General features: G+C 71.2%; 10 protein-coding genes. 9 read left to right on the forward strand and 1 reads right to left on the reverse strand.

The window, feature by feature from the left end:
• The first annotated feature begins 48 nt into the window (after positions 1-48).
• The 9 genes from MMA15_RS25355 (at position 49) to MMA15_RS25395 (ending at position 10933) form a co-directional block, all read left to right on the forward strand.
• Positions 49-858, forward strand: a complete 810-nt coding sequence (locus tag MMA15_RS25355; protein WP_241062483.1) for a TetR/AcrR family transcriptional regulator — start codon at positions 49-51, stop codon at positions 856-858.
• A 244-nt stretch (positions 859-1102) separates the two neighbouring features.
• On the forward strand, positions 1103-2017 hold the full coding sequence (hpnC, locus tag MMA15_RS25360; protein WP_372498303.1) for a squalene synthase HpnC: 915 nt from the start codon (positions 1103-1105) through the stop codon (positions 2015-2017).
• 7 nt (positions 2018-2024) lie between these two features.
• Positions 2025-2963: a presqualene diphosphate synthase HpnD gene (gene hpnD / locus MMA15_RS25365; RefSeq protein WP_241062485.1), complete on the forward strand. Its 939-nt coding sequence runs from the start codon at positions 2025-2027 to the stop codon at positions 2961-2963.
• A complete protein-coding gene (gene hpnE / locus MMA15_RS25370; RefSeq protein WP_241062486.1) occupies positions 2960-4567 on the forward strand; it encodes a hydroxysqualene dehydroxylase HpnE in 1608 nt (535 codons plus the stop codon). The genes hpnD and hpnE overlap by 4 nt, the downstream gene beginning before the upstream one ends.
• Positions 4564-5634 (forward strand): polyprenyl synthetase family protein, encoded by a 1071-nt coding sequence (locus tag MMA15_RS25375; protein ID WP_241062487.1) that lies wholly within the window; start codon positions 4564-4566, stop codon positions 5632-5634. Before hpnE ends, MMA15_RS25375 begins: the two co-directional genes overlap by 4 nt.
• Before the next feature lie 51 nt (positions 5635-5685).
• Positions 5686-7716: a squalene--hopene cyclase gene (shc, locus tag MMA15_RS25380; RefSeq protein ID WP_241062488.1), complete on the forward strand. Its 2031-nt coding sequence runs from the start codon at positions 5686-5688 to the stop codon at positions 7714-7716.
• Complete coding sequence (locus MMA15_RS25385) at positions 7713-8369, forward strand: phosphorylase family protein (RefSeq protein WP_241062489.1); 657 nt, start codon at positions 7713-7715, stop codon at positions 8367-8369. Before shc ends, MMA15_RS25385 begins: the two co-directional genes overlap by 4 nt.
• Before the next feature lie 7 nt (positions 8370-8376).
• The gene (gene hpnH, locus MMA15_RS25390; protein ID WP_241062490.1) at positions 8377-9390 is read left to right on the forward strand and encodes an adenosyl-hopene transferase HpnH; all 1014 of its coding nucleotides are present in this window, start codon (positions 8377-8379) and stop codon (positions 9388-9390) included.
• Between the two features lie 160 nt (positions 9391-9550).
• Positions 9551-10933, forward strand: a complete 1383-nt coding sequence (locus MMA15_RS25395; protein ID WP_241062491.1) for an aspartate aminotransferase family protein — start codon at positions 9551-9553, stop codon at positions 10931-10933.
• A gap of 57 nt (positions 10934-10990) precedes the next feature.
• Here MMA15_RS25395 and MMA15_RS25400 read toward each other — a convergent pair whose 3' ends face one another.
• The gene (locus MMA15_RS25400) at positions 10991-11782 is read right to left on the reverse strand and encodes a tyrosine-protein phosphatase (RefSeq protein WP_241062492.1); all 792 of its coding nucleotides are present in this window, start codon (positions 11780-11782) and stop codon (positions 10991-10993) included.
• Positions 11783-12601 lie beyond the last annotated feature (819 nt).

The raw sequence follows: 12601 nt of genomic DNA on the forward strand, positions 1-12601 counted from the left end.
ACTCTTGCAGGGGATGTTAATGCTGTCAACATCGGGCAGGATGAAAGCATGGCGGACGTGGAGGCGAAGACCGGTTCGAGCACGTCCCGGGCGGCGGCGAACGAACCGGGGGAGGGGCGCACCCCGCAGACCCCTGCCGGCGGCGGCAGCCGACCGGGCCGCGGCAAGGGCGGCGGCGCGAAGAGCGGCAAGGGCGCCTACCACCACGGCGACCTTCGCAACGCCCTCATCAGCGCGGCGACCGACCTCGCCCGCGAGGGCGGCCCCGAGTCCGTCGTGCTGCGCGCTGTCGCCCGCCGCGTCGGCGTCTCACCCACGGCCGCCTACCGGCACTTCGCCGGCCAGGCCGAACTGCTCCACGCCGTGAAGGAGCTGGGCCAGGAACGCCTCGCCCGGAGCATGGAGTCAGGCGGCCACGCCACGACCTCCGAGGCAGACGGACCGGAGTCCGCCGAGGCGCGGATGCGGGCCCTCGGCCATGGCTACCTCTCGTTCGCACTGGCCGAACAGGGCCTCTATCGCGTCGCGTTCTGCCGCGACACCCTCCACCTCAGCCCCCTGGACGGTGCCTTCGCCCCGGGGAAGGCCGTCCCTGGGAGCGACCAGGAGGACGGCGCGAACTGGGACTTCCGCTCCTTCGGAATCCTGGTGAGCGCCCTGGACGACATGGTCGAGCAGGGCCGCATGCCCCCCGAGCGGCGTCCGGGCGCGGAGCTGACCGCCTGGGCCACCGTGCACGGACTGGCCATGCTCTGCCTCGACGGCCCCCTCGCGGGGGCGTCCCCCGAGGAGATCCACGTCGTGGCCGAGCGCGCCTTCGACGTACTGATCGCGGGATTCACCGCCCGGTCCGCCTAGCGGCCCGTGCCGGATCTGAGTCCGTGGTCCGGCGTGCGGCCCGCTGCTCCGGGCCGGCGTCCGCGGCTCCCGCCGGGCACCGCAGACCCCGCGTCCGCCCCTGTTCTGACGCCTCTTCTCCCGCTCCCGTAAGGCCCCGCAGGGCGCTCCGCCGCCGCCGTGCCGGAGCGGCGTGTCCGAAATAGGATGTTTTCGCCCAGCGGTGTAGAAACGGAGATGTGACGGCAATGGCTTCTGGCAGCACGTGGTGAGCGCGGAGGCGGACGCGCATGCGCGTGCCGTCCTCGCCAAGGCCACGCGGGAGAACTTCCCAGTGGCGCCCGGATTCCTGCCGCGCGAGTGGCGCTACGACCTGATGGCCGTGTACGGCTACGCCCGCCTCGTCGACGACATCGGCGACGGCGACCTCGCCCCCGGCGGACTCGACGCCGAATATCTGGGCCTCGACCGCACACATGGGAGCGAGCCCGGCACCGACCGCCTCTCGATGCTCGACGCCTTCGAGACCGACCTGCTCCGCCTCTTCGACGACGCCCGTGCAGCCCCGGGGCACCCGCTGCTGCGGGCCCTGGCACCGACCGTGCGCCGCCGCCGCCTTTCACCCGAGCCGTTCCTCGCCCTCATCGAGGCCAACCGCCAGGACCAGAAGGTCCGCCGCTACACCGACCACGCCGAACTCGTCGGCTACTGCGAGCTGTCCGCCAACCCCGTGGGACACCTCGTACTGGCCATCACCGGAACCGCCACCCCCGAACGGATCCGCTACTCCGACGACGTCTGCACCGCCCTCCAGATCGTCGAGCACCTCCAGGACGTCGCCGAGGACCTCGGACGGGACCGCATCTACCTGCCCGCCGAGGACATGGCCCGCTTCCACGTCACCGAGTCCGACCTGGCCGCCCCCCGTGCCAACGCGTCGGTCCGTGCCCTGCTGGCCTACGAAGCCGACCGCGCCCACGCCCTGCTCTCCGCCGGCGACCCCCTGGTGGCCAGCGTCCGCGGCCGGCTCCGGCTGCTGCTCGCCGGGTTCACAGGCGGCGGACGCGCCACCCTCCGTGCCATCAGCCGCGCCGGATACGACGTACTCCCAGGACCTCCCCGGGCCACCACGCGCGGGCTGCTGCGCGAGGTGGCCGCAACCCTGCGACGAGAGGGGTGAGCGGACCGTGGACAGAGCCCGGCCCGTACCGCACGTGCCGCCGCCGGTGGCCGCCGCGTACGACTACTGCGAGTCCGTGACGGGCCAGCAGGCCCGCAACTTCGCCTACGGAATCCGGTTGCTGCCAGGCGGCAAACGCCGGGCCATGTCCGCGCTCTACGCCTTCTCCCGACGGGTCGACGACATCGGCGACGGCCCCCTGCCGCAGACGGCCAAGGTCGCCCGGCTCGAACAGACACGGGAACTGCTCGGCCGCATCCGCGACGGCGCCATCGACCAGGACGACACCGACCCCGTGGCCGTCGCCCTTGCGGACGCCGCGCGCCGCTACCCCGTCCCGATGGGCGGGCTCGACGAACTCATCGACGGGGTGCTGCTGGACGTGCACGGCACCACATACGGCAGTTGGGAGGAGCTGGAGGTCTACTGCCGGTGCGTGGCCGGTGCGATCGGCCGGCTGTCGCTCGGCGTGTTCGGCACCCTTCCCGGGGTGCGCGACGCCGTACGCGCCTCCGAGTACGCCAACACCCTGGGGCTCGCGCTCCAACTCACCAATATCCTCAGGGATCTTCGGGAAGACGCGGATCACGGACGTATGTATCTGCCCGCGGAGGATCTTGAAAAGTTCGGCTGCTCCACGGACTTCCGCAGTGATGTACGGCCCGGGAGTGACTTCCGGGGGCTGGTGCATCACGAAGTCCAGCGCGCCCGCGCCCTGTTCACCCAGGGCTACCGGCTGCTTCCGCTCCTCGACCGCAGATCGGGCGCTTGCGTCGCCGCGATGGCCGGGATCTACCAGCGTCTGCTGGAACGTATCGCCGCCGACCCCTACGCCGTGCTGCGCGAGCGGGTCTCCCTGCCCAGCAGACAGAAGGCGTACGTGGCGGTGCGCGGACTCACCGGCATCGACGCCCGGAACGCCACGAAACGGAGCGTAAGCACATGACCGGATCCGAGCGCGGTCCTCAGCCCCGCCGTGATGCCGACGAAGCCCATGACGCCCCCCGGCCCGGCGGTGCCGTCGTGGTCGGGGGCGGCATCGCCGGTACCACCGCCGCGCTTCGGCTCGCCGACGCCGGAGTTCCGACCACCCTGCTGGAGTCGCGTCCGCGTCTCGGTGGCCTTGCCTTCTCGTTCCGGCGCGACTCCCCGGCCGGGAGGATCACCGTCGACAACGGGCAGCATGTGCACCTGCGTTGCTGCACCGCGTACACCTGGTTCCTCCAGCGGATCGGCGGCGCCGGGCTCGCGCCCTTGCAGCGCCGTCTCGACGTACCCGTACTCGATGTGGCCCGTGCGAAGCCCCGGTTGGCCCGACTGCGCCGCAACTCCCTGCCCGTACCACTGCACTTGGCGGCCGGTCTCGCCAACTACCGTCATCTGACGGCGGGGGAGCGCGGCCGCGCCGCCCGCGCCGCGCTCGCTCTGCGTGAACTCGACCCGGCCGACCCGGCGTTGGACAGCGTCGACTTCGCGACCTGGCTGCACGGCCAGGGCCAGAGCGACCGCGCCATCCGGGCGCTGTGGGACCTGGTGGGCACAGCCACCCTCAACGCCCGTGCCCCGCAAGCCTCGTTGGGCCTCGCCGCGAAGGTCTTCCGTACGGGCCTGCTGTCCGAACCGGGCGCCGCCGACATCGGAGTCTCGCGCGTACCGCTCGGGCATCTGCACGACACCCTCGCCCGAAGGGCACTGCACGCGGCCGGTGTTCGCGTACTGACCCAGGCGCGCGCCCGCGCCCTCACCGCGGTGCCCGGCGGGGGCTGGACGGTCGACGCCGAACACGGTCAGGGCTCCGCGGCGGAGCACCGGGAACACCGTGCCGCCGCCGTCGTGCTGGCGGTGCCCCAGCGGGAGGCGCACGGCCTGCTGCCCGACGGAGCGCTGCCCGCGCCCGGCCGCCTGCTGGAGATCGGGACCGCCCCGATCCTCAACCTCCACGTCGTCTACGACCGGCCCGTGCTGCGCCGCCCCTTCTTCGCCGCGCTCAACTCGCCCGTCCAGTGGGTCTTCGACCGCACCGGCGCCGCCGGACTCGGCGAGGGCCAGTACCTCGCCGTCTCGCAGTCCGCCGCCCAGCAGGAGATCGACCAGCCGGTCGCGGCGCTGCGCGAGCGCTATCTCCCGGAGCTGGCACGGCTGTTGCCCGCCGCCCGCACCGCCCGCGTGCTCGACTTCTTCGTCACCCGTGAGCGCACCGCCACCTTCGACCCCCGCCCCGGCGTCGGACGGCTGCGCCCCGCTGCCCGTACGGCGGCGCCCGGTGTCTGCCTCGCCGGAGCCTGGACGGATACTGGCTGGCCGGCGTCCATGGAGAGCGCCGTACGGAGTGGGACGACCGCCGCCAGGGAGGCGCTCACCGCCATGGGCCGCCCGTACGACAATGATCCGGTGCCCGGCACCACACGAAAGGGCGGTGGCATGAGCAGCGCCGACAGAGGCGGCACGTCCGGCGGACCCGGCCGGACGGCACCGCACGTACCCCCCACACCCGCACCGCGAGCAGCCGCAGCCCCACGAGCGGCGCACAACGCAGAGGAGACCCCGTGACCACGGCGAACCAGCGCTCCGTCGTCGACAACACGAGCGTCAGCGCTCTGCTGGAGCGTGGGCGCAGGCTCGCGACTCCCGTGCTGCGCGCCGCAGTCGCCCGGCTCGCACCCCCGATGGACACCGTCGCCGCCTACCACTTCGGCTGGATCGACGAGTCCGGCCGTCCCTCCGAGGCGGACGGCGGCAAGGCCGTACGGCCCGCGCTCGCGCTGCTGTCGGCCGAGGTGACCGGCGCACCGCCGGAGACGGGCCTCCCAGGCGCCGTAGCAGTCGAGCTGGTGCACAACTTCTCGCTCCTGCACGACGACCTGATGGACGGCGACGAGCAGCGGCGCCACCGCGACACCGTGTGGAAGGTTCACGGACCGGCCCAGGCGATCCTCGTCGGCGACGCGCTCTTCGCACTCGCCAACGAGATACTGCTGGAGCTGGGCACACCCGAGGCCGGCCGCGCCACACAGCGGCTGACACGGGCCAGCCGCAGCCTCATCGACGGCCAGGCCCAGGACATCTCCTACGAGCACCGCGAACAGGTCACGGTCGAGGAGTGCCTGGAGATGGAGGGCAACAAGACCGGCGCGCTGCTGGCCTGCGCCGTCTCCATCGGGGCCGTGCTCGGAGGCGCCGACGACCGCACCGCAGACGCCCTGGAGTCGTACGGCTACCACCTGGGGCTCGCCTTCCAGGCGGTCGACGACCTGCTGGGCATCTGGGGCGACCCGGGGGCCACCGGCAAGCAGACCTGGAGCGACCTGCGGCAGCGCAAGAAGTCGCTGCCCGTGGTGGCGGCCCTCGCCGCCCCGGACCCGGCCGCCACCCGGCTCGCCGAGCTGATGAGGAACGACGCGAAGAAGAGCCAGGCGGAGTTCGAGGACTTCGACGAGGCCGAGTTCGCCACGCGTGCCGCGCTGATCGAGGAGGCGGGCGGACGCGAATGGACCTCGGCGGAGGCACAGCGGCAGCACGCCACCGCCCTCGCCGCCCTCAAGCCGCTGGAGATGCCCGGCCACGTGCGCGAACAGCTCACCGCGCTGGCCGACTTCGTCGTCGTACGACAGAGATGACCATCGCCCCGGCGCTCGGGGCGTCGCCGGAGCATCCGGGAAGGAAATGAGATGACAGCGACGACGGACACCGGCACCGGGGACACCGCATCCGCCGCACCCGCCACCTCGCAGGCGGGCGGCCCTGAGGCCGGGAGTCTCGCCGACCGTGCCGCACGCTCCGCGGCACTCGCCGTGGAGCACCTGCTCGCCAGGCAGGACGAGGCGGGCTGGTGGAAGGGCGATCTGGAGACCAACGTCACCATGGACGCCGAGGACTTGCTGCTCCGCGAGTTCCTCGGCGTCCGCGACGAGACCACCACGCGGGAGGCGGCCCGCTTCGTACGCTCCCGGCAGCGCGACGACGGCACCTGGGCCACCTTCCACGGCGGGCCGGGCGACCTCTCCACCACGATCGAGGCGTATGTCGCGCTGCGCCTGGCGGGCGACGCCCCGCACGCCCCGCACATGGAGCGGGCCTCGGCATGGGTGCGCGAGCAGGGCGGCGTCGCCGCGAGCCGGGTCTTCACACGGATCTGGCTGGCGCTCTTCGGCTGGTGGCGCTGGTCGGACCTGCCGGAGATGCCGCCCGAGATGATCTGGTTCCCGAAGTGGTTCCCGCTCAACATCTACGACTTCGGCTGCTGGGCGCGGCAGACGATCGTGCCGCTCACCGTCGTCTGCGCGAAGCGCCCCGTACGGGCGGCGCCGTTCTCCCTCGACGAGCTGCACCGCGACCCCGCTCGCCCCAACCCGCCCAAAAGCATGGCGCCCGCGGCCAGTTGGGAGGGCTTCTTCGAGCGGCTGGACCGCGCTCTGCACGCCTACCGCCGGATCGGCTCGCGCTCGCTGCGCCGGGCCGCGCTGCGCAGCGCCGCCCGCTGGATCATCGAACGGCAGGAGAACGACGGCTGCTGGGGCGGCATCCAGCCGCCGGCCGTCTACTCGCTGATCGCGCTGCGCCTCCTCGGCTACGACCTCGACCACCCGGTGATGCGTGCCGGGCTGGACTCCCTGGACCGCTACACGGTCCGCTACCGGTCCGCCCCGGGCGAGGGCGGCGACCGGGAGGCCGCAGGCGGCACCGCACGGATGGTCGAGGCGTGCCAGTCCCCGGTCTGGGACACCTGCCTCGCCACCATCGCCCTCGCCGACGCCGGACTGCCGTCCGACCATCCGGCGCTGGTCAAGGCCGCCGACTGGATGCTGGGCGAGCAGGTGCTGCGGAGCGGCGACTGGTCCGTACGCAAGCCTCAACTGCCGCCCGGCGGCTGGGCGTTCGAGTTCCACAACGACAACTACCCGGACGCCGACGACACCGCCGAGGTCGTTCTCGCCCTGCGCCGCGTACGCCACCACGATCAGGTCCGCGTGGACACCGCCGTACGCAGGGCCGTGCGCTGGAGCCTGGGGATGCAGTCGCGCAACGGGGCCTGGGGCGCCTTCGACGCCGACAACGACAGCCCCTTCCCGAACCGGCTGCCGTTCTGCGACTTCGGCGAAGTCATCGACCCTCCCTCCGCCGATGTCACGGCCCACATGGTGGAGATGCTCTGCGCCGAGGGCAGGCGCGACGACCCCCGCGTGCGCAGGGCGGTGTCCTGGCTGCTGTCCGAACAGGAGGCGGGCGGCGCCTGGTTCGGCCGTTGGGGCGTCAACTACGTATACGGCACGGGCTCCGTCGTACCGGCTCTCGTAGCGGCCGGGCTGCCCGCCTCCCATCCGGCCGTGCGCCGCGCCGTCGGCTGGCTGGAGAGCGTGCAGAACGGCGACGGCGGCTGGGGCGAGGACCTGCGCTCCTACCGGCCCGGGCACGAGCAGGAGTGGGCCGGACGCGGCACCTCCACCGCCTCGCAGACAGCCTGGGCCCTGATGGCGCTGCTCGCGGCGGGGGAGCGGGAGTCGATGGCGGTGGAGCAGGGCGTGAGCTGGCTCGCGCGTACGCAGCGGGAGGACGGTTCCTGGGACGAGCCGCACTTCACCGGCACCGGCTTCCCCTGGGACTTCTCGATCAACTACCACCTCTACCGGCAGGTCTTCCCGCTCACCGCACTCGGCCGGTATCTGCACGGCACGGGCACCGGGACGCGGGAAGAGAGATGACGGTATCCGGCGACCGCGGCCCGCTGCTGATCGCCTGCGCGCTGGGCATCGAGAGGCTCGCGCTGCGGCGCTTCGGCACCGCACCGCCCGGGGCGGACGGGCCGGTCACCGTATTGCGCACCGGCATGGGTCCCCAGGCCGCCGAACGCGCCGTGGAGCGGGCCCTGCGCGACGAGCGCGAGCCGGGCCGCACCGCCGTGGTTGCGACCGGCTTCTGCGCCGGGCTCATGCCGGGCATGCACCCCGGCGACCTCGTCGTCGCCGACGAGACTCGGGACGCCACGGGCCGTACCGAGTGCACCGACACGGAGCTGCTGGCCGACGCGCTGCGCCCCTACGGGACGGTGCACGTCGGGGCGCTCGCCGGCTCCGCGCACATCGTGCACGGGCTCGCCCGTGCCGCCCTGCACACCACTACCGCCGCCGTGGCCGCGGACATGGAGTCCGCCGCCACGCTGCGTACCGCCCGGCAGACGTCCGTGTCGGAGCGGCAGCGGCCCGTTGCGGCCGTACGGGTGGTGGTCGACGCCCCAGGACATGAACTGATCCGTCCAGGGACACTGCGAGGTGGAATATCGGCATTCCGCGTACTTCGCGGCGTTATGCCCGCATTCCTCGAATGGCACCGATCCTTGCTGCTCCCCTGGAGGTGAGCGAGTCATGGCCATGCCTCTGCGCCAGACCGTCCGTATCGGCAGCTATCTCTTCCAGCAGAAGCTGCGAGGCCGCGAGAAGTTCCCCCTGATCGTGGAGCTGGAACCGCTGTTCGCATGCAATCTGAAGTGCGAGGGCTGCGGGAAGATCCAGCACCCCGCGGGTGTGCTCAAGCAGCGGATGCCGGTGGCGCAGGCGGTGGGAGCCGTGACGGAGTCGGGTGCGCCGATGGTCTCCATCGCCGGCGGGGAGCCGCTGATGCACCCCCAGATCGGGGAGATCGTCCGACAGCTCGTGGCGAAGCGCAAGTACGTCTTCCTGTGCACCAACGCCATGCTGCTGCGCAAGAAACTGGAGGAGTTCACGCCGTCCCGGTACTTCGCCTTCGCCGTGCACATCGACGGGCTGCGCGAGCGGCACGACGAGTCCGTGGCGAAGGAAGGCGTCTTCGACGAGGCGGTCGAGGCGATGAAGGAGGCCAAGCGGCGCGGCTTCCGCGTCACCACCAACTCCACCTTCTTCAACACCGACACACCGCAGACCGTCATCGAGGTCCTCGACTACCTCAACGACGAGCTGAAGGTGGACGAGATGATGGTCTCGCCCGCATACGCCTACGAAAAGGCCCCGGATCAGGAGCACTTCCTCGGCGTCGAGCAGACCCGCGAGCTGTTCCGCAAGGCGTTCGCCGGGGGCAACAGGCGGCGCTGGCGTCTCAATCACAGCCCCCTGTTCCTCGACTTCCTGGAGGGGCGGGCCGACTTCCCGTGCACCGCCTGGGCGATCCCCAACTACTCGCTCTTCGGCTGGCAGAGGCCCTGCTATCTGATGAGCGACGGCTATGTGCCGACGTACAAGCAGCTCATCGAGGAAACCGACTGGGAGGCGTACGGGCGGGGACGCGATCCGCGGTGCGCCAACTGCATGGCGCACTGCGGCTACGAGCCCACCGCCGTGCTGGCGACGATGGGTTCGCTGAAGGAGTCGCTGCGCGCGGCGCGGGACACCGTACGCGCCTGAACGAGCGGCGAACCGGCCCCGGCGGACGGGCCGTTGGGATCGCGCCAGGTGAACGGGCCGCAGGGAAACGGCCGTCGGCAACAGGCCGGAGCAGACGGGCCGCAACTGTGCGGGCCCTACACCACGATGACCAGACCGGGACCGAGAAGGGGGCCGGGGGATGAGCGACTTCGACCTCAAGGAGCTGCTGGCGCAGCGCGGAGCCGAGCGGTACGAGCTGCACGCACGCCATCTGAACCACCAGCAGCCGCGGATGCTCCGCACGATCGGCTTCGACAAGGTCTACGAACGGGCCGAGGGAGCCCTGCTGTTCGACGCCGACGGCAACGACTACCTCGACATGCTCGCCGGGTTCGGCGTGATGGGAGTCGGACGGAACCACCCCGTGGTGAGGCAGGCGCTGCACGACGTACTCGAAGCACAGCTCGCCGACCTCACCCGCTTCGACTGCCCGCCGCTGCCGGGGCTGCTCGCCGAGCGGCTGCTCGCGCTGGCGCCCGGCATGGAGCGGGCCTACTTCGGCAACAGCGGAACCGAAGCCGTCGAGACGGCGCTGAAGTTCGCCCGCTACGCCACCGGACGGCCCCGAATCCTCTACTGCGACCACGCCTTCCACGGGCTCACCACCGGGTCGCTGTCCGTCAACGGTGAGGCGGCGTTCCGGCGCGGGTTCGGGCCGCTGCTGCCGGATGTGGCCGTGCCGCTGGGTGATCTGAACGCGCTGGAGCGTGAGTTGAGGCGGGGAGAGGTCGCGGCGCTCATCGTCGAACCCGTCCAGGGCAAGGGCGTGCACCCCGCGCCGCCGGGATATCTGGCCGCGGCGGGCGAACTGCTCCACCGGCACGGCGCGTTGCTGATCGCGGACGAGGTGCAGACGGGGCTCGGCCGCACCGGGGACTTCTTCGCGTATCAGCACGAGGACGGCGTACAGCCGGACTTGGTGTGTGTGGCGAAGGCGCTGTCCGGGGGCTACGCGCCCGTCGGTGCGACGCTCGGCAAGGAGTGGATCTTCAGGAAGGTCTACTCGTCGATGGACCGGGTGCAGATCCACTCGGCGAGCTTCGGCGCCAACGCCCAGGCGATGGCCGCCGGTCTGGCGACGCTGGCCGTCCTGGAGAACGAGGACCTCACGGCGCGGGCCCGCCGCACCGGGGAGGTGCTGCACTCCCGGCTCTCGGCGCTCGTCGGTCAGTACGAGATGCTGCACGAGGTGCGCGGGCGGGGCCTGATGATCGGCATCGAGTTCGGCAGGCCCAAGTCACTGAAGCTGCGCGGACGTTGGGCGATGCTCCAGGCCGCGCGCAAGGGACTGTTCGCGCAGATGGTGGTCGTACCGCTGCTTCAGCGGCACCGCATCCTCACCCAGGTCTCCGGCGACGAACTCGAAGTCATCAAGCTCACGCCGCCGTTGGTGATCGACGAGTCGGACGCCGACCGTTTCGTCCGGGCGTTCAAGGAGATCATGGACGAGGCGCACGAAGGCGGGGGCCTGGTATGGGAGTTCGGACGCAACCTGATCAAACAGGCCGCCGCGAACCGCTGAACGCACCCGCAACCGCACTCGCACCCGCACCGGGAGCGGCCCGCCCGCCGTGCCGCGTCAGGCGTCCTCCAGCAGCCTCTCCCGCAGACGTTCCCGCGTGGCCGGGTCCAGGCCGAGCCCCTCGGTGAGGTAGCGCTCGACACCGCCCCACGTCTCCTCGATGGTGGTCATCGCTGCGGCGAGATAGGCGGCACGCGCGTCGAAGAGCGGCGAGAGCAGCTCCACCACCTCGGGGGACATCTCGCCCTTCGAGCCGCGGTGCATCTTGTAGCGGCGGTGGGGCGAGTTGGAGCGCAGATAGTCCTCCTCGATCGCCTCCTGGTCCACGCCGACCGCCATCAGCGTCACCGCGACCGACAGTCCCGCACGGTCCTTGCCCGCCGCGCAGTGCATCAGCGCCGGCACGCTGTCGTCCGCCAGCGCGTGCAGAATCCTGCTGTGCTCGGCCGTGCGGTTCTTGATCATCGAGCGGTACGAGGCGATCATGCGGGCCGCGCCCTGTCCGTCGGCGAGCACGGTCCGCAACTGGTCAAGCTCGCCGTCCCGCACCATCTTCCAGAACTCGGCGCCGTCCGCCGGGTCGGAGAGCGGGATGTTGACGTTGCGCACGCCCGGCAGCTCCACGTCGGGGCCCTCAAGGGCCTGGTCGGCGGAGTTGCGGAAGTCGAAGACGGTGTGCAGTCCCAGGCTGCTGAGGAACCGGGCGTCCTCCGGGGTCGCGTGGGCGAGATGGCCGCTGCGGAAGAGCACTCCGTGCCGCAGGCGCCGTCCGTCCGCCGTCGGCACTCCGCCGACGTCGCGGAAGTTGCGTACGCCGGTCAACGTGGGTTCGGTGGACTGCTGGCTCACGGATGCTCCTCGTCTGCGCGACAGCCTGGTGCCCGCCCCGACGATACGACATGAGTTCGGGTGGGCCCCGTCCCGTGAAGCGGGACGATGACCCGCGGTGTGCGGGCGTATGCGGAGGGTGTCCCCGCGTGCCCGCCCGTTTCGTCATGCGCGGTGGCCTGTGTGCCGCCAGGGTCGATTTCAGGCCCCATATCCGGGCCTGCGGCCTGAACATCACGAGGGGTGGCGCGAGGGCGGCTGGACCTGAATATGCCGGTGTCAGCGGAAGGGTGCGGGTCCTGCATGCACGCGTATGGCCCGTTCGCCCGAATCGCCGCCCGCAGTCAACTGGGTAGGTCAATTCCGGTTGTGAATCGGTTCATGGAGACGTGCGGGAGAGCGTCCGTTCAAGCTGGGAGTTCCGCGTCAACTCGCCTCTCCCGGCCGTGAATTCGCAGCTCAGAAGTGATGAATCGGTGAACTCGGTGATGGCCGGGGCGACTTGACGCCCTTCCGGAACCGCTCCGGCGGCACCCGCGCAAGGCCCCGTACGAGTGGCTAGGAGTAACTGAAGGGCTGCACAAGGGAGTTACGCTCACCTCCCGTGACCCCGCGCATACGGCTGCGAATTCACTCGTTAGGAGCTGGCGAAGGGTGGCGAATATGTCATCGGCGTCCGCGATGAGCGGTTGTGCGCACTAGCGTGGCCGCGGCGCTGCCAGAGCCGGCGTGCACTGTGCCCGTGTGCTTCGAAGAAGCCCGACAGCAGACCTCAAAAGACGACCGAGGAATCCGATGCCTGAACCTCCGAGCCATGCGGTGCAGACAGGAAGGGGAACG

It is taken from the genome of Streptomyces marispadix (genome assembly GCF_022524345.1).
Taxonomy (GTDB): domain Bacteria; phylum Actinomycetota; class Actinomycetes; order Streptomycetales; family Streptomycetaceae; genus Streptomyces; species Streptomyces marispadix.